The sequence below is a fragment of the Acidovorax sp. A79 genome, from assembly GCF_041154505.1.
GTDB lineage: Bacteria > Pseudomonadota > Gammaproteobacteria > Burkholderiales > Burkholderiaceae_C > Acidovorax.
Map to the genome: position 1 here is coordinate 2264819 of NZ_AP028672.1, position 16641 is coordinate 2281459.

16 protein-coding genes are annotated in these 16641 nt (G+C 65.5%); 6 read left to right on the forward strand and 10 right to left on the reverse strand.

The window, feature by feature from the left end; genetic code table 11:
• Positions 1-23: 23 nt before the first annotated feature.
• The 6 genes from ACAM51_RS10320 to fliF are packed head-to-tail and all read right to left on the reverse strand — an operon-like array spanning position 24 to position 6676.
• A complete protein-coding gene (locus tag ACAM51_RS10320) occupies positions 24-1385 on the reverse strand; it encodes a flagellar hook-length control protein FliK (RefSeq protein ID WP_369643494.1) in 1362 nt (453 codons plus the stop codon).
• Positions 1386-1390: 5 nt separating this feature from the next.
• Complete coding sequence (fliJ, locus tag ACAM51_RS10325; protein WP_369643495.1) at positions 1391-1852, reverse strand: flagellar export protein FliJ; 462 nt, start codon at positions 1850-1852, stop codon at positions 1391-1393.
• Positions 1853-1871: 19 nt separating this feature from the next.
• A complete protein-coding gene (fliI, locus tag ACAM51_RS10330; protein ID WP_218296972.1) occupies positions 1872-3266 on the reverse strand; it encodes a flagellar protein export ATPase FliI in 1395 nt (464 codons plus the stop codon).
• Entirely contained in the window at positions 3256-3978 is a 723-nt protein-coding gene (locus tag ACAM51_RS10335; protein WP_369643496.1) for a FliH/SctL family protein, read from the reverse strand. Before ACAM51_RS10335 ends, fliI begins: the two co-directional genes overlap by 11 nt.
• Positions 3962-4957, reverse strand: a complete 996-nt coding sequence (gene fliG, locus ACAM51_RS10340) for a flagellar motor switch protein FliG (protein WP_218296970.1) — start codon at positions 4955-4957, stop codon at positions 3962-3964. The genes ACAM51_RS10335 and fliG overlap by 17 nt, the downstream gene beginning before the upstream one ends.
• 27 nt (positions 4958-4984) lie before the next feature.
• The gene (gene fliF / locus ACAM51_RS10345) at positions 4985-6676 is read right to left on the reverse strand and encodes a flagellar basal-body MS-ring/collar protein FliF (protein ID WP_218341828.1); all 1692 of its coding nucleotides are present in this window, start codon (positions 6674-6676) and stop codon (positions 4985-4987) included.
• Positions 6677-6849: 173 nt separating this feature from the next.
• On the opposite strand from fliF, the gene fliE reads away from it, so the two are divergent.
• Complete coding sequence (fliE, locus tag ACAM51_RS10350; protein ID WP_218296968.1) at positions 6850-7161, forward strand: flagellar hook-basal body complex protein FliE; 312 nt, start codon at positions 6850-6852, stop codon at positions 7159-7161.
• 384 nt (positions 7162-7545) lie between these two features.
• Here fliE and ACAM51_RS10355 read toward each other — a convergent pair whose 3' ends face one another.
• From ACAM51_RS10355 to ACAM51_RS10370, 4 genes are all read right to left on the reverse strand, one after another.
• On the reverse strand, positions 7546-7845 hold the full coding sequence (locus tag ACAM51_RS10355; protein ID WP_063461658.1) for a flagellar protein FliT: 300 nt from the start codon (positions 7843-7845) through the stop codon (positions 7546-7548).
• Between the two features lie 3 nt (positions 7846-7848).
• Entirely contained in the window at positions 7849-8295 is a 447-nt protein-coding gene (fliS, locus tag ACAM51_RS10360) for a flagellar export chaperone FliS (RefSeq protein WP_218296967.1), read from the reverse strand.
• A 61-nt stretch (positions 8296-8356) separates the two neighbouring features.
• Positions 8357-9799: a flagellar filament capping protein FliD gene (gene fliD / locus ACAM51_RS10365; protein WP_218296966.1), complete on the reverse strand. Its 1443-nt coding sequence runs from the start codon at positions 9797-9799 to the stop codon at positions 8357-8359.
• A gap of 223 nt (positions 9800-10022) precedes the next feature.
• Entirely contained in the window at positions 10023-11462 is a 1440-nt protein-coding gene (locus ACAM51_RS10370; protein WP_218296965.1) for a flagellin, read from the reverse strand.
• Positions 11463-11787: 325 nt separating this feature from the next.
• Between ACAM51_RS10370 and ACAM51_RS10375 the strand changes: the two genes are divergently transcribed.
• From ACAM51_RS10375 to ACAM51_RS10395, 5 genes are all read left to right on the forward strand, one after another.
• Complete coding sequence (locus tag ACAM51_RS10375) at positions 11788-13263, forward strand: flagellin (RefSeq protein WP_369643497.1); 1476 nt, start codon at positions 11788-11790, stop codon at positions 13261-13263.
• Positions 13264-13538: 275 nt separating this feature from the next.
• On the forward strand, positions 13539-14399 hold the full coding sequence (motA, locus tag ACAM51_RS10380) for a flagellar motor stator protein MotA (protein WP_218296963.1): 861 nt from the start codon (positions 13539-13541) through the stop codon (positions 14397-14399).
• A 148-nt stretch (positions 14400-14547) separates the two neighbouring features.
• A complete protein-coding gene (gene motB, locus ACAM51_RS10385) occupies positions 14548-15480 on the forward strand; it encodes a flagellar motor protein MotB (protein ID WP_369643498.1) in 933 nt (310 codons plus the stop codon).
• Positions 15481-15552: 72 nt separating this feature from the next.
• On the forward strand, positions 15553-15939 hold the full coding sequence (gene cheY / locus ACAM51_RS10390) for a chemotaxis response regulator CheY (RefSeq protein WP_010466076.1): 387 nt from the start codon (positions 15553-15555) through the stop codon (positions 15937-15939).
• A 4-nt stretch (positions 15940-15943) separates the two neighbouring features.
• A complete protein-coding gene (locus ACAM51_RS10395; RefSeq protein ID WP_218296961.1) occupies positions 15944-16570 on the forward strand; it encodes a protein phosphatase CheZ in 627 nt (208 codons plus the stop codon).
• The last annotated feature ends 71 nt before the right edge of the window (positions 16571-16641 follow it).

The window sequence follows — 16641 nt, forward strand, 5'->3', positions numbered from 1 at the left end:
AAGGTTCCCGCCGCCATGCGGACTCACACAAAGATGTCCACGGCACGGTCTGGCGCGCCGCCACCGCCGCGCAGCGGCGAGGCCATGCTCACCGGCGTGGCGGCCACCACCTGCGCCTGGCGTGACCCATCGCGGCGGCCCTGCCGTTCGGGGTCGGCCGCATTTTCACGTTGTCCGGCCGACGTGCCGACCGACATGCCCGAGAGCACCAGCCCCTCGCTGCGCAGCAACTCGCTCAATTGCGCCATGCTCCGGTCCAGCATGTCGCGGGTCTGCGGCTGGTCGCTGCGGAAAGTCACATGGGCCTCATTGCCCGACAGCGACACCGACACCTCGACGGGCTGCCCGTCGCGGTTGAGCGTCAGCTCCGCATTCTGAGTCTTCTGGTTGATCCAGTACGTCACCTGCTCGGCGACCTGGTCCTCCATGCCGGCCTGGGCAGGATCGCCAAACGCCGCGGCGCCATCGACGGCCGCTCCTGGCTCCACGGGCGCCACGCCCCCGCCATTGTCGAACCATGCGCCGGCATCCCCCCGCCCTTCGCCAGGGCTGCCGCCACTACCGGCGGCCTCCCCACCCCGTGCGGGCGCTGCAGCCGCCAGCAGGTCGCCCGCCATCGCTGCGCCGTTGGCCACCAGGTCGCCGGCCCCGGCAGCCGCGCTCCGATCGGCGGCGCCCGCAACCGGCAGGCCCGCCGCCATGCGCTCGCTGGCGGCCTGCACCGTCGCCACGGCCGCCATGTGGTGCCCTTGCGTCGGCAGCGCCACATCGCCCGCCCGGGCCCGGCCCAGGGACATTTCTGCGGAATCCGCCCTTTGGGCCAATGCAGTTTGCATGCGCGAGAAAGCCCGGCCGAACGCTGCGGCACCGGCCTGTGGTGCCCCGCCCTTGAGGTCCGCGGAAGCGTCGAGCATGGCCGTTTCGGCCACCATGCCCTGTGGCAGGCCGTCCACGCCCGGCACACCAGCCGCCAACGGGTTCGCCCCTGCCTGGGCGCCCGCGCCGGGCATCCCCGAGCCTGCCGCCGTTCCATCTTGCACTGCAATGCGAAGGCCGGGGCCCTGCCCCGCCGCCGCCCCGGCGGCATCGCCCCGCACAGCGGCGTCGGGCGCCAGCAATCCCTGCCATGCCGCCAGGGCCGAAGCATCCAGGGCATCCTTCGCGGCATCGGCGGGCAACCCATCGGCCGGCGCCGCGCCGGCGGACGGCAGGTCCAGCGGCCCGGCGTCCCCCGGGGCAGCAGCATCCCCGAGCGCTGCCAGCAGGGCCAGAAAGCCGCTGGGGGCGGCACTGTGGGCGTCGTCCGGCGCCTGCGCCGTGGACCGGGTCCGCGCGGCGTGGGCCGGCTGGGTGCCCTGGGGAGAAGAAATTCTTGCTTGTTCCATTGTCACTACTCCCGGCCCGCAGAGCCTTGCATCGCACTTCGGTACTGCAGGGCAGCCCGTTCATCGGTTTGTTTCTGATCTCTTCGCATTTCAGCCCGCTCCAGGTCGTGGCGCCGCTTCTCCATGACCTTGCGCAGGCTGGCCAGCCGCAGTTCCGCCTCCAGCAGGTTGCGCCGGGCCGCCTCCACCCGGTTGGCATGGTCACCCACCACCCCGGTCTGGACACCCGCCGCATGTCCCAAACGGTCCATGAACTGGTAGTGGTGGTACATCACCTCGGGCTTCATCGTGGTGTCGGCCTTCATGCCCCAGCGCGCTTGCGTTTCACGGGCATAGTCTTCGAGCTGGTCGAGCTGGGCGCGTGCCGCCTGCTGCGCTGCCTGCGTGTCCTGCAGCACCTTGCGCGCGTCGTCCCGCTTGCGGGAAGCCACCTCGACGGCGACGGACAGCGAATTGAGGCTGGACATGGCTGGCGATCCGCTGTGTTCAGTGGTCCAGCACCGCCGCCATGCCCGCGACGCTCTGGTCCATGGAGGCCGCCTCGAACATGTCCTGCTGCAGGAACCCCGCCATCTGCGGCTGCAGACGGATGGCCTCGTCCAGCGCCGGATCGGAGCCGCTCATATAAGCCCCCACCTGCACCAGATCGCGGCTTTTCTGGTAGCGCGAATACACCGCCCGAAAGCGCCGCGCCAGGTCGAAATGCCCGCGCGACACCACGTTGTGCATCACGCGCGACGCGGATTGCTCGATGTCGATGGCGGGGAAATGGCCCGTCTCGGCCAGCGCGCGCGAGAGCACGATGTGGCCATCCAGGATGGCGCGCGCCGCGTCGGCGATGGGGTCCTGCTGGTCATCCCCTTCCGAGAGCACTGTATAGAAGGCCGTGATGGACCCGACGCCATGCAGTCCGTTGCCGCTGCGCTCCACGAGTTGAGGGAGCTTGGCGAAACAGGAGGGCGGATAGCCCTTGGTGGCAGGGGGTTCGCCAATGGCCAGCGCGATTTCGCGCTGGGCCATCGCATAGCGGGTCAATGAATCCATGAGCAGCAGCACATGCTTGCCCTTGTCGCGGAAATGCTCGGCCACGGCCGTGGCATAGGCCGCGCCCTGCATGCGCAGCAGGGGGGGTGCGTCCGCCGGAGCGGCCACCACGACCGAGCGCGCGCGGCCGTCTTCGCCCAGGATGTCCTCGACGAATTCCTTGACTTCGCGCCCCCGCTCGCCGATCAGCCCCACCACGATCACGTCGGCGCGGGTGTAGCGGGCCATCATGCCCAGCAGGACGCTCTTGCCCACCCCAGAGCCTGCGAACAGGCCCAGGCGCTGGCCGCGCCCCACCGTGAGCAGGGCGTTGATGGCGCGCACGCCGGTGTCCAGCGATTCGCGCACGGGATCGCGGTCCATGGCATTGATCTGGCGGCGCCCCATGGGCTCGGACACCACGTCCTGCACCGGCCCGCCATGGTCCAGCGGCAGGCCCTGCGCGTCCACCACCCGTCCGAGCAGGCCCTCGCCCATGGGCAAGCGCAGCACACCGGCGCGCTGGATGGCCCGCGCGGGCTCGCCCAGTCGCGGCATGGGAACGTAGGGTGCCGCCGGCACCACGCTCGCGCCGCTGGACAGCCCGTGGATGTCTCCCGCCGGCATCAGAAACGCGCGATCGGCGGAGAACCCCACCACCTCGGCCAGCACCGGGGCATGGCCCGGCATCTGGACCATGCACTGCGAGCCCACCGGCACGCGGATGCCCACGGCCTCCAGCACCAGGCCTGTCAGCCGCGTCAGGGTGCCGCGTGTTTCCAGCGGAGCGCCCTCGGCAACACGCTCGCGCGCATCCTCGATGAGGCGTGTCCAGGCGGCGGGGGCCTCAACGCTCATCGCCGCCCTCCTCCTGCCAGGGCGACTGGAGGCCCAGCGCCGCAATGGCGCGCTGCCAGCGCTTGTCCAGGCTGCCATCCACCACGGTGCCCGCAGACTCGACCATACAGCCGCCTGGCGGTACTGCGGCATCGGCCATCCACTGCACCCCTGGCGCATCCATCTCCTCGCGCAGGGGCTGGGCCATCGCCTCCATGTCGGCGGGGTTCAACCGGACCATCGCGGGCCGGCCTTCGGTCACCAGCATGCCCACGGCCTCCCGCACCACGGGCTGCAGGGCATTGGGGTTGACGGACAGCTCCTGGCGCACCACCTGGCGTGCGATGTCGCACGCCAGTTCCAGCAGCTGCTGGGCCATCTGCTGCTGCATGTCGATCAGGCTCGCGTCCAGCGTCTGCATCACACCCTGAAGGCGCAGGGCGGCTTCGTTCCCTTGCTGCGCGATGTAGTCATCCATGCGGCGCTGCCACTCCAGTGCCGTTTGGGCCTGGCCCTGGGCAAAGCCCTCGGCATACGCGTCGTCACACGCCTGCTGGACCAGCGCCTGCTGCGCGGCCTCGTCTATTTCGACCGGAATCTCGGCCACGGGCTCTGGTTCTGGCTCGACGAGGTCGGAGCCATCCACGGCGCCAAACTTCCACTGTGTGAAATCGCCGACTTCCTCGCTGGGGATGAAGCGCGAGTACGAACGCTGGCTAGACGAAGGCATCATCACCGCCGGATCCAATCACGATCTGACCCTCGTCGGACAGGCGACGCACGGTCTTGAGAATTTCCTTCTGCTGGGCCTCGACTTCGGACAGCCGCATCGGGCCGCGCGATTCGAGGTCTTCGCGCAGCGCTTCGGAAGCACGCGAGGACATGTTCGAGAGGAACTTCTCGCGCAACTCCGGCACCGCTCCCTTGAGCGCAACGATGAGCGTTTCGGAAGCCACTTCCTTGAGCACGGTCTGGATCGCCTTGTCGTCGAGCTTGAGCACGTCCTCGAACACGAACATCTTGTCCATGATCTTCTGGGCCAGGTCGGGGTCGTAGCCGCGGATGGACTCCAGCACCACGGCATCCATGTTGCCGCCCAGCAGGTTGATGATCTCGGCCGCTGCCTTGACGCCGCCGAGCGAGCTCTTGCGGATCTTGTCGCCGCCGGCCAGCACCTTGAACAGCACCTCGTTGAGGTCCTTGAGCGCCGTCGGCTGTATGCCTTCGAGCGTGGCCACGCGCAACAGAATTTCACTGCGCTGGCGGTCCGTGAGGTGCATCAGGATGCCCGATGCCTGGTCGCTGTCCAGGTGCACCAGGATGGCCGCGACGATCTGGGGATGTTCGTTGCGCAGCAACTCGGCCACGGACAGCGGGTCCATCCACTTCAGGCTTTCGATGCCCGAGACGTCGCCCCCCTGCAGGATGCGGTCGATGAGCAGCCCGGCCTTGTCATCCCCCAGCGCACGCCGCAGCACGGCGCGCACGTAGTTGCCGGTATCCGACACCAGAAGGCTCTGCGCCGCCGCCGCGTTGGAGAACTTGTTGATGACCTCGTCCACCTTGTCGCGCGACACGGAGCGCATGCGCGCAATGGTTTCGCCGAGCTTCTGCACTTCCTTGGGCGAGAAATGCTTGAACACTTCGGCCGCCTCTTCCTCGCCGAGGGACATCAGCATGATGGCTGCGTCGTTGAGTCCTTGGTCGTCCATGGTGGTCGTCGTCCGTGATGTCGGCGGTCAGACTGGCTCGCCGTTGAGCCAGGTCTTCAGGATATTGGCCACGGCCACAGGGTTCTCCTTGGCCAGCACCCGCGCCTCTTCCAGGCGCAGCTGCTCCGGCGTGGCGGGAAGCACTTCGTTCTTCGCGGCGGGCGCAGGCAGCGCGGGGCGCTCGGGTGTTTCGGACTCCACGGCGTCGAGCTGGCCGCCGGCCACCGGGATGGCGCGGGGCTTGGCAGCGGCGCCGCCCTTGAGCGCCGGCCGCACCAGGCCCAGCAGCACCAGGGCCGCGAACAGAACCGCACCCACTGGCCAGGCGAAGGTCTTGGCCAGTTCGATCACTTCAGGCTGTTTCCACAGCGGAACGTCGTTGGCAGGCGTCGCGTCCACCTGGAACGGGGTGTTCATGAGGTTGACCGAGTCGCCACGATCCCGGTTGAAGCCAATGGTTTCGCGCACCAGGGCGGTCATCTGCTCGAGCTGCTCTGGCGTGAGCGCCTTGGATACCGTCTTGCCCTTGTCCTCGGCGGACTGGTAGTTCACGACCACCGCCGCACTCACCCGCTTGAGGGCGCCGCTGCCGCCACGCGTCACGCGCACGGTCTTGTCCACTTCGTAATTGGTGATGGATTCGCGCTTGCTCGCCGCTGCCTGCGCACCCTGGGCCTGCTGGCCCGCCGCCGTGGGTGCCGGATTGGCGCCGTTGATGGGCGCCGCAGCAGGAGCGGGAGGCTGGTTGGTCGTGGCGCCAGGCACGCCCGTGGGCAGCGGATTGCCCTGCGGACCGGAGCTTTCCACGATCTGCTGGCTGCGGATGGCGCTGGCATCGGTGGCGAGGTTGGGGCGGTGCTGCTCGGACGTGGATTCGGTCTGGGTGAAGTCCACCTCGGCCGTCACCTGCGCCTTGACGTTGTTGCGGCCCACCACGGGTTCCAGGATGTCCAGGATCCGGCGGGTGTACTGCTGCTCGATCTGCTGCACATACAGCAGTTGCTGCGCGTCGACCCCGGTTCCCGCGGCGCCATCGGGCGATTGGGACAGCAGCTTGCCCGTGTCGTCCAGCACGCTCACGGCGGAGGGCGCCAGTTCCGGCACGCTGGAGGCGACCAGGTGCACGATGCCCGCCAGCTGGGCACGGTCGAGCACGCGGCCGGGATGCAGGCTCACCAGCACGGAGGCCGAGGGTTTTTGCTGCTCCCGGAAAAAGCCATTCTGATTGGGAAGCGCCAGGTGCACGCGCGCGCCCTGCACGGACGACAGCGCCTGGATGGAGCGGGTGAGTTCACCCTCCAGGCCCCGCTGGAAGTTCAGGCGTTCCTGAAACTGCGTCATTCCGAACTTGCTGGACTCCATCAGCTCGAAGCCCGCCACGGAACCCTTGGGCAGGCCCTGGGTGGCCAGGCGCAAGCGCACGTCATGCACGCGGTCGGCGGGGATCAGGATCGCACCGCCGCCGTCGGCATGCTTGTAGGGCACGTTCATCTGCGACAGCTGGGCGACGATGGCACCGCCATCCTTGTCGTTCAGGTTGGCGAACAGCACCCGGTAGTCGGGCTGGCGCCCCAGCACGATGGCCGCAATGGCCGCCGCCACCAGGAGTGCCGCACCCACGCCCAGCCGCATGCGCTGCGCCCTGTCCAGGGCAGACAGCCGCTGCAGCCAGTTCGGGCCGGCAGGGGGAGTGAGAGGAACTTCAGCAACTGCAGACATCTTGCTTTCCAGTAGGGCAGGCCCGACAAGGACCAAAGCGTGGGGTCGATTATTCGGCCACGCCCTCAAAATGTTCGCTGGATAAGCCGCGCGTTTGGCCATCAATTCAGAGCGATGGGCGGGGGCGCGATGGCTAGGATACGCAGCATACCCCCATTCCCACGGACACCGCCATGGACCTTCGCATCTCAAGCTCTACCGCCCCGCTCACGGGCGCTGGCGTGGCGCGCCGTGCTGCGGCGCCGCAAAACGACGCCAATGAAGTGGGTTTTTCAGGGGCGCTCAAAGGCGCGCTCCAGTCGGTCAGTGCGGCCCAGAACCGTGCCAGCGACCTGCAGACGGAAGTCCAGATGGAGAACCCCTCCGTCAGCCTCGAGGAAACCATGGTGGCGATCCAGAAGGCCCAGATCGGATTCCAGGCCACGCTGCACGTGCGCAACCGGATGGTGCAGGCCTATACCGACATCATGAACATGCAGGTATAGCAGGGGCGCTCCCCTGAGGCGCTGCGCGGCGTGGGCAAGGGGACGATGCCCTCGCTGCGGGGCGGCCCTTGCTGGGCATCCCTCGCGGGGGGCGCGCCGGTATCTGGCAGCGCAGGTCTGCGCTTACTCCTGATTTTGTAGCTGCTTGCGCTTTATGGATAAGCGCTACAGGCACTTTTTATTCCGTAAAAGACACGCCACACTCTCAGCACAGGGAGCTCCGCGACGCATCGCTGGCCGTGGCAGCTTCGTGACAAGCGTCAGGAATCAGCCGCTCTCAATTTAATAGCTGCTTGCGCCTGATGGACAAGCGGTAGCGCCGTATTTCATCCATGAAAAAGCCGACCTCGCGGGGTCGGCTTTGTCTGGGGCTTGGCGCATGCCTCAATGCATCATCTGCGGCTGGCCTTCGAACAGGTGTTCGAACTGCGCCAGCCAGGGCTCGGCCAGGCAACGGATCTGGGCATCGTTGCGCAGGATGCGCTGCATGATGCGGGTCTTTTCGCGCCGATGCTCTGGCAGCAGTTCGTGTTCCTGCGACTTGAAGCGCAGTTGCTCGATCAGCACGGCACAGGCTCCTTCATAGCGCACCACGCCATCCCAGTCCTTGAGCCTGGCGGCCTCCAGCATCTTGGCGCTGCTGTCTTCGATCGCCTTGTAGTAGTCAATCAGCATGTGGGACATGGTTCAGGCCTCCACCAGTGCTGGCTGCCCCGGGGTGGCGGCCTCCGCGACGGCGCCCGATTGCTTGATCTGGCTCCAGCCCTGCGCCACCGGCTCGATCAGGCGCATGACCTCCTGCATCATGGCATCGTCGTTGCGGGCATTCGCCAGGATCAGGCGGTGCAGGCAGTAGTCATACAAGGCTCCCAGGTTCTGGGCCAGCTCCCCGCCATCCACCTTGTCGAGCGCCGTGCTCAGCCCCTCTTCAATGATGCGGACGGCCTTGGAGATATTGTTGACCTTGCCCAGCACGTCGCCGCGCGCCATGGCACCCCGCGCCGTGGCGATGGAGTTCAGGACACCTTCATACAGCAGGCTGACCAGCTGGTGCTGGTCCATCGTGTGCATGCTGGTTTCTACATTGATACGCTGATAAGCGTTGGCTGCACGGGGGCTATAGGCGCTGAACATGCTGGCAATCCTTGCGATGTATTACTTTAGTTATCGGCTACAGCCAGAAAAACTGAAGCGGTCAGCCCGAGGATTTATTCCAGGTGGTCACCTGCTGCGAGATATACGCATTGAGCGCATTCAGGCTCGACATCTTTGTATCAAGGGCGGTGTAGCGCGCCGTCAGGCTCTTTTCCAGGCGGTCCGCACGATCATTGATCGTCTCCACGTCCTTGGCATTGAGCTTGAGGGATTGCTCGTAGATTTTTGCCTTGCTGGCGAAGAACCCGTCGTTTGCGAGCAGCTTGGTCGTGACCGCCTTGAATTTTCCGGCGAACCCGTCCTCCACGCTGCCGCCCTCCGGCCCCCGGAAGAAAGCCTTGACGTCGTCGGCGTTTTCCATGGCCTTGTTGAACTTGGTCGCGTCGAGCGTCAGGTTGCCGGTGGGTGCCACGTTGCCGAGCCCACCCTCCGAGACCACTCCCACGGCAGACAGATTGCGCAGCGCGCCCGAGCTGTTCACGGACTGCAGCGCCATGCGCAAGGTGTTTTGCAAGGTCACCGCCGCGCTATCCCCCTGCAGCAACCCCGCCGTTTTGGTGCCCTGGTCGTACTTGGTGACCTCATTCAACGCCTGATTGATGGCGTTGTATGCGCTCACGAAGGCCTCGATGTTCTTCTTCACGGCAGAGTTGTCCTTGGCCACCGTCACCGCCACGTCGCCCGTGGTGACCTGCAGCGCCGTGAACGTCACGCCCGACACGGTATCGGCAAAGGCATTCGTTGCCGAAGTGACGGCAACGCCGTTGACGGTCGCGTTCGCGTTCGCCGCATACTCCGTCACGCCGCCCACCACGAGCCGCGACAAGCCCGCACCGTCCGCCAGGTTGCCGTCGGCGTCCGCCGCGCTCATCCGGTAGCCGGCATCCTCGCCCGTTGTCTTGCTGCGCAGCATCAGGCGCTCGCCGGAGGCATCGCTCAGCACGGTGGCCGTCACGCCGGCCTTCGAGCCATTGATCTTGCTGGCGACGTCCGCCAGCGTATCCGTGGCGCTGACTTCCACATTGACCGCGCCCGCGCTGCCCATCGTGAAGACCTTGGGCTCGCCGGACCACTTGCCCGTTTCAAAGGTCAGCGTGCCCGCCCCGACGGCCTGCTTGACGGGCGACAACGCCACGGAGATGGAGGACTGCGCCTTGGCCAGGTTCTGCACCTGCACATTGAATGACGTCGCCGCCGCGCCGCCCACGGCGGAGACCGACACGGCTTCCGGCTTGGCGGAGGTCGCGCTCACCCCGTTCCAGCCCGTGACGCTGGCGAGCTTGCTGGCGGCATCGGCCAGCGTGGAGACCAGGGATTTGAACTGGCCGAAGGCAGACACCTTCGCATTCGTGATGGCCGCCTGCTGGTTCAGGCCGTTGGTCTTGGTGATGGGGATCTTCACGGCGTCGACCGAAGCCTTGATCAGCCCATTGACGTCCACGTTGCCGCCCAGGCCGATGCCTATCGATGAAAAGCTAGCCATATCCCACCTCCTGAATCCGTGTCGGGTTGAATCGCCAGAAATTATCCAGGCCTTTGGCTTGTTGCATCCAGCCGATAAGCACCCAAGAAAGCCACCAATCTACCGCGTTGCAGCCCGATTGGCAAAAAGCGGAAAGCGGCGGCGACCAGGTCGCCTCCGCCTTGTGAGGAGCGGGCTTGTTTCACAAACCCGCCCCGCCTGTTCAACCCTCTGCCAAAGATGATCAGCGCAGCAGGGCCAGAACACCTTGTGGCAGCTGGTTGGCCTGGGCCACCATGGCCGTGCCAGCCTGCTGCAGGATCTGGGCGCGCGACAGGTTGGCGGTTTCTGCGGCAAAGTCGGCGTCCTGGATGCGGCCACGCGAGGCAGACATGTTTTCGGACGTGCTTTGCAGGTTGTTCACCGTGGTCTCGAAGCGCGATTGCAGGGCACCGAAGCTGGCGCGCTGGCCGTTGACGGCGGACAGGGCCGAATCGATGATCTTCAGGGCCTTGGTCGAACCGTCGACAGTCGACACGTCGATGGTGTTGACGGAATTCAGGGTCGAAGCACCGGCTGCCACGTACGCGGAGGTGCCACCCAGAGAGAAGCCCTTGTCGGAGCTGAACTCCACCGTGCCACGGGAGTTGGCCGTGCCGCCAGCGACTGCCATGGACTGCGCGGCAGAGAAGGTCAGCGTAGCGGCCGTCGCGTTTTGCGATGCCAGGGTGGTCACGGCCACCGTCGAGTTGTTGACGATATTGATGTCCGAGCCCGCATCATTGGTCAGCAGGATGCCATCGCCGGCGCTGTTGAGCTTGGCGGTGATGCCGGTCTGCGATGCCACGTCATTGAATGCCTTGACGGCTTCGCCCAAGTCGGTTGCCGAGGTCGCGCTGAAGGTGATGTTGGCGGCGGTCGTGGTGTTGTCGCCCTTGATCGCCAGGGACACGGCACCTGCCGTGGTGATCTTGAACTCGGACAGATTGCGAGCCGAAGCCGTCACGCCGGTGGTCTCGGCCGCTGCGTTGACCGCTGCGGCAATTTTCGAAGCCGTGTCGGCAGCGTCGACGTTCACCGTCTTGCTTTGCAGGCCGTTCACGATAACGGTCGCGGCGGCGGCGGCGGGGGCGGCGGCAGCCGCAGGAACGCTGGCCGAGGCCTTCAGCTGCGCACCATAGGTGGTCGTGCGGAAGTTGCCGGTGGTCGCCGTGATGGTCTGGTTGGCGTTGGCGCCCACCTGGAAGGTGGCGGAGCCGAACGAGCCGTCCAGCAGCTTCTGGCCATTGAATTCGGTCGTGGTGGAGATGCGATCCAGTTCGGACAGCAGCTGGCCGACTTCAGCCTGGATGGCCTTGCGGTCGCCGGCGGAGTTGGTGGCATTGGCGGACTGCACGGACAGTTCACGCACACGTTGCAGGATGTCGCCAGAGGCCTTGAGCGCGCCTTCAGCGGTTTGCGCCAGCGAAATGCCGTCGTTGGCATTGCGCACTGCCTGGTTCAGGCCGCGGATCTGCGAGGTGAAACGCTCGGAAATGGCCAGGCCGGCGGCGTCGTCCTTGGCGCTGTTGATGCGCAGGCCCGACGACAGGCGCTGGATGGAGGTGTTGAGCGACAGTTGGCTCATACCCAGATTGCGCTGGGCGGTCAAGGAACTGACGTTGGTGTTGATGGTAGCTGCCATTTGCAAATCTCCTGAAAAGAACTGACTGAACATGGCGTTGCCGCCAACCTGGTGCCAGGCAAGGCACCCGGCCATACGGTTCACAGCGCCAGCATGGCCTTCTGTAGAACGGCGGGCATTTACGTCCCGTTGCAAATGTTTTCGGAAGCTGCGGCGAAAACTTTAGGGCGAAACGCACAAGTTGCAGGGTTTTTGTGCGCTTTATCGCACCACTGCGCACCGCGCTCGACTTTCACAATTCACCCATCGTTCCCGTCTTGTCTGCCGGACGGTGGGGCTTCTACCGGCGCAGATTTGGTTTTTCAAGCCTTTAAGGAGCATATCCATGGCAGCCACTATCAATACCAACGTCAGCTCCCTGACCGCCCAGCGCAATCTGGGCATGAGCCAGGCATCGCTCAGCACCTCCATCCAGCGCCTGTCGTCGGGCCTGCGCATCAACAGCGCCAAGGACGACGCCGCCGGCCTGGCCATTTCCGAGCGCTTCACCACCCAGATCCGGGGCCTGAACCAGGCGGTGCGCAATGCCAACGATGGTATTTCCCTGGCCCAGGTCGCTGAAGGCGCCCTGGCGGGCGCCAGCAACATTCTGCAGCGTGTGCGCGAATTGTCCGTGCAATCCGCCAATGCCTCCAACTCCGCCGGCGACCGCAAGGCCATTCAGGCCGAAGTCGGCCAGCTGCTGTCCGAGCTGGACCGTATTTCCGTCACCACCGAGTTCAACGGCCAGAAGCTGCTGGACGGCTCGTTCGGCTCCGCCACCTTCCAGGTGGGCGCCAACGCCAACCAGACCATCACGGCGACCACCGGCAACTTCCGCACGACGACGTACGGAGCACAGCTCAAGCAGTCGGCGCCCGTGGTGGTGACGGCGGCGGCGGCCCCCACGGCGCTGACCGGCACGTTCGACATCGCCGGGCTGCAAACCAAGACGGTCACGCTCACCGCCACCGACACGATGGCCACCGCGGCCGCCAAAATCAACGCGCTCTCCGAATCCACCGGTGTCTCCGCGTCTGCACGCAACCAGGTCAACCTGACCACCTTCGTGGCTGGCGGCTCCTATTCGCTGGCGGTGAAGGGAGACAACGCGACCGCCGCCAACGTGACTTTCAGCGTATCCGCCGCCGGCGCGACCGCGGGCGGGCTGGCGGAAGCCATCAAGGGTTTCAACGACGTGTCGTCGCAAACCGGCATCACCGCCAAACTCAACGACGCCGGCGACGGCATAGTGCTCATCAATGAGTCGGGTGCCAACATCCAGATTCAGAACAACTCCCTGGCGGGCAACACCATTGCCGTGGGCGCCTACGATGCCGCGACGTCGGCCTCCACCGGCACCCCCACCTTTGTCGCGGGTGTCGCCGCTGCGCCCGCCGGCGGCTTTGCGACGGCCACCGGGTACCTGGAGATGAGCTCGGACAAGGGCTTCGCCATTACCAATCTGACGGGCACGCCCCCGGTCACGGCGACGGCATCCACGTTGAACGCCGTCAACGTCATCGACGTGTCCACCGTCGACGGCTCGACCAAGGCCCTGAAGATCATCGATTCGGCCCTGGCGGCAGTGAACGGCCAGCGTGCAAGCTTTGGTGCCTTGCAGGCGCGATTCGAGACCACCATCTCGAACCTGCAGCTGTCCTCGGAAAACATGTCTGCCTCGCGTGGCCGCATCCAGGACGCCGACTTTGCCGCAGAAACCGCCAACCTGTCGCGCGCCCAGATCCTGCAGCAGGCTGGCACGGCCATGGTGGCCCAGGCCAACCAGATTCCGCAGGGCGTGCTGGCCTTGCTCAAGTAGTGGTGGCACGCAGGCCTGGGTGGGCGAAAAGTCTCAAAAACAGGAGCATCTACCGCTTACCACACAACCACTAGAGGCCAATTTGGCCTCTTTTTTTGCGCCGTCTTGTGCTAACGTCATTGCGCGGCACGCCGGCCGCCAGGTCGTCCCAGGCAACCCGTTCGTTGGTCTGGCCCCTGCAATCCGATACATTTGAGAACACAGCGCCCGCGTTGTCTGCCCCCTGAATCCGCCGCATCGTTTGCCCGCTCGCCGCAACTCATCACGCACAAAGCATGTTTGTCATCATCGGTTACGTCGTTTGCCTAGGCTGCATCTTCGGCGTGTACATCGTGCACGGGGGAAATATCAGCGTGATCCTGAAGGCCCTGCCCTTCGAGATCATCACCATCCTGGGGGGCGCGCTGGGCGCCTTCGTGGTGAACAACCAGCCCAAGGTGATCAAGGCCACCATGGCGGCCATCCCGATGGCGCTCAAGGGATCCAAGTACACCAAGGCGCGCTACATGGAGCTCATGGCGATGCTCTATGACATCCTGCAGAAGGCCCGTAAGGAGGGGCTGATGGCCATCGAAAAGGATGTGGAAGCACCCCACGAATCCGAGATCTTCAAGAAATACCCCACGGTGGGCAGCGACCACCACGTGATCGAGTTCACCACCGACTACCTGCGCATGATGGTGTCGGGCAACCTCAACTCGCACGAGATCGAGGCGTTGATGGACAGCGAGATCGACACCCACCACCAGGAGGCCCACGCGCCCGTGGCCGCGCTGGCGCGCCTGGCCGGCGCCCTGCCCGCGTTCGGGATCGTGGCCGCCGTGCTGGGCGTGGTGAACACCATGGGCTCGGTGGGCCAGCCGCCCTCGGTGCTGGGCGGCATGATCGGCTCGGCGCTGGTGGGCACGTTCCTCGGGATCTTGCTGGCCTACGGCGTGGTCGAGCCCCTGGGCGGCCTGGTCGAGCAAAAGACCGAAGATGCCGCCAAGGAGCTGCAGTGCATCAAGTCCACCCTGCTGGCCAGCATGCAGGGCTACAACCCCGCCACGGCCATCGAGTTTGGCCGCAAGGTGCTTTTCTCCAGCGTCCGCCCCAGCTTCACCGAGCTGGAGGGGCATGTGAAGGGGAAGAAATGAGACACCGCCCTGGTGCGCCACGCGCCTTCCCTCCGCGCTCGCGGCGCTGCGGGGCGAACCTTGGCTTGCTGCCCTGGCTTGGGACACGCCGGCATCAAAGGCTGCGGGTGGTGCGCGGCGCCATGGGGAGCCGACGGGATAGCTGACCATGGCAGAAAAGAAGCTCCAGCCCATCATCATCAAGCGCATCAAGAAAGGCGGCCATGCGGTGCATGGCGGCGCCTGGAAGATCGCATATGCCGACTTCGTGACAGCGATGATGGCGTTCTTCCTGCTGATGTGGCTGCTGGGTTCCACCGCCAAGGGCGAGCTGCAGGGGATTGCAGCCTATTTCGCGTCGCCGCTCAAGGTGGCCATGACCGGCGGCGACGGTGCCGGCAACAGTTCCAGCGTGATTCCCGGCGGGGGGAACGACCTGTCCAAGGTGCACGGCCAGGTGCGGCGCTCCGACGTGGAGGCCGCCAAGCAGCGCCGCATGAGCATCGACGCAGCCCGGGCCGAGCAGGCCAAGCAGGACCTGGACCGCATCAAGGCGCTGGAAGCCAAGATCGATGCGCTCATCACGGAAAACCCGCGCCTGAATGAATACAAGTCGCAGATCCGCATCGACATCACGCCCGACGGGTTGCAGATCCAGATCATCGACGACCAGAACCGCCCCATGTTCGACAGCGGCAGCGCGTTGGTGAAACCCTACATGCGCGACATCCTGCGTGAGATCGGCGCCGCCCTCGGCGGGGTGGAAAACCGCATCAGCCTGGCTGGCCATACCGATGCAGTCCCCTACGGAAACAGCGACCGGGGCTACAGCAACTGGGAGCTTTCGGCCGACCGCGCCAACGCCTCGCGCCGGGAGCTTGTCTCGGCCGGCATGCCAGACGCTAAACTGGGACGTGTGGTGGGCCTGGCGGCCAGCGATCTGCTGGAGCCAAAGAACCCGCGCGCACCCGCCAACCGGCGCATCACCATCACGGTGCTGACCCGGGAGGCCGAAGAACGACTCATGGGCAAGGGGATTCCCGAAATCACTTCGACAGAACTGTTGAATGAAAAGCGGGAAAATCCCCCCCTCGGCAGGTAAACGTTACGACTTGTCACCAACCCTGCCACCCATGACAATACTTACAGCCATTTCCGACCGAAAGGGTCCCACGTGACCACAGCCCTTCGTTTTTTGATCGTTGACGACTTCTCCACCATGCGGCGCATCGTGCGCAATCTGCTCAAGGAAAGCGGCTTTGCCGATGCCGACGAGGCCGAAGATGGCGTGGCCGCCCTGAACAAGCTGCGCAACAGCAAGTTCGACTTCGTGGTGACCGACATCAACATGCCCAACATGAACGGCTTCCAGCTGCTGGCGGAAATCAAGAAGGACGACAAGCTCAAGCACCTGCCCGTCCTGATGGTCACCGCGGAAGCCCGCAAGGAAGACATCGTGGCCGCCGCGCAGGGCGGGGCCGCCGGCTACATCGTCAAACCCTTCACCAAGGCAACACTCGAAGAGAAAGTGACCTTGATCCTGAAAAAGATGGGGCTATGACACCATGGACGACATACCGGACAACAGCCAGCCGCCTGCGGATGTACACCACAAGATCGGCCTGCTGACACGCCAGCTGCACGACTCGCTCAACGAGCTGGGCTACGCCGACAAGCTGCGCGGCTCCATGGGCGAGCTGCCCGACGCCCAGAGCCGCCTGTCGTACATCGCCCGGCTGACCGGGGAAGCCGCCGAGAAAGTGCTCAACCGCGTCGAGCAGGCCAAGGCGCAGCACGACTACATCGCCGCCGAGACGCGCCGTGTGGTGACGTCCCTGGTCAAGGACCCGGTGGCGGCCGTGGCCAAGGGGGAAATCATGAATTTCCTCACCGATGTCGAGCGGGTGACGAAGGAAGCCGACACGCACCTCACCGAAATCATGATGGCGCAGGACTTCCACGACCTGACCGGGCAGGTGATCGCCCGGGTGGTCAATCTCGCCGCCACCATCGAGGACCAGCTGGTGCAGCTGCTGATCCAGACCGCCCCCCCCAATGCACAGGTGGCCGCCGTGGCCGAACCGCCCCGCACCCAGCACCTGCAGGGCCCCGTGGTGGACCCCGAGCACACTCCCGACGTGGTGACCGACCAGTCCCAGGTGGACGACCTGCTGGCCAGCCTCGGCTTCTGAGGCTGCGGCCACGCAACGCCGCCCGCGGCCCTGCGGCGGCCGCAGGCGCCACGCCGGCGCCTGTTACGTCT

Excerpts from the sequence above, each read along its gene's own strand:
- fliS (WP_218296967.1), bottom strand. The coding sequence starts at position 8,295 with ATGTTCAGCGCCTATAGCCCCCGTGCAGCCAACGCTTATCAGCGTATC.
- fliG (WP_218296970.1), bottom strand. The coding sequence starts at position 4,957 with ATGGACGACCAAGGACTCAACGACGCAGCCATCATGCTGATGTCCCTC.
- fliF (WP_218341828.1), bottom strand. The coding sequence starts at position 6,676 with ATGTCTGCAGTTGCTGAAGTTCCTCTCACTCCCCCTGCCGGCCCGAAC.
- ACAM51_RS10395 (WP_218296961.1), top strand. The coding sequence starts at position 15,944 with ATGGACGACATACCGGACAACAGCCAGCCGCCTGCGGATGTACACCAC.
- ACAM51_RS10320 (WP_369643494.1), bottom strand. The coding sequence starts at position 1,385 with ATGGAACAAGCAAGAATTTCTTCTCCCCAGGGCACCCAGCCGGCCCAC.
- motB (WP_369643498.1), top strand. The coding sequence starts at position 14,548 with ATGGCAGAAAAGAAGCTCCAGCCCATCATCATCAAGCGCATCAAGAAA.
- fliI (WP_218296972.1), bottom strand. The coding sequence starts at position 3,266 with ATGAGCGTTGAGGCCCCCGCCGCCTGGACACGCCTCATCGAGGATGCG.
- fliE (WP_218296968.1), top strand. The coding sequence starts at position 6,850 with ATGGACCTTCGCATCTCAAGCTCTACCGCCCCGCTCACGGGCGCTGGC.
- fliJ (WP_369643495.1), bottom strand. The coding sequence starts at position 1,852 with ATGTCCAGCCTCAATTCGCTGTCCGTCGCCGTCGAGGTGGCTTCCCGC.
- ACAM51_RS10375 (WP_369643497.1), top strand. The coding sequence starts at position 11,788 with ATGGCAGCCACTATCAATACCAACGTCAGCTCCCTGACCGCCCAGCGC.
- motA (WP_218296963.1), top strand. The coding sequence starts at position 13,539 with ATGTTTGTCATCATCGGTTACGTCGTTTGCCTAGGCTGCATCTTCGGC.
- fliD (WP_218296966.1), bottom strand. The coding sequence starts at position 9,799 with ATGGCTAGCTTTTCATCGATAGGCATCGGCCTGGGCGGCAACGTGGAC.
- ACAM51_RS10335 (WP_369643496.1), bottom strand. The coding sequence starts at position 3,978 with ATGATGCCTTCGTCTAGCCAGCGTTCGTACTCGCGCTTCATCCCCAGC.
- ACAM51_RS10370 (WP_218296965.1), bottom strand. The coding sequence starts at position 11,462 with ATGGCAGCTACCATCAACACCAACGTCAGTTCCTTGACCGCCCAGCGC.
- ACAM51_RS10355 (WP_063461658.1), bottom strand. The coding sequence starts at position 7,845 with ATGTCCCACATGCTGATTGACTACTACAAGGCGATCGAAGACAGCAGC.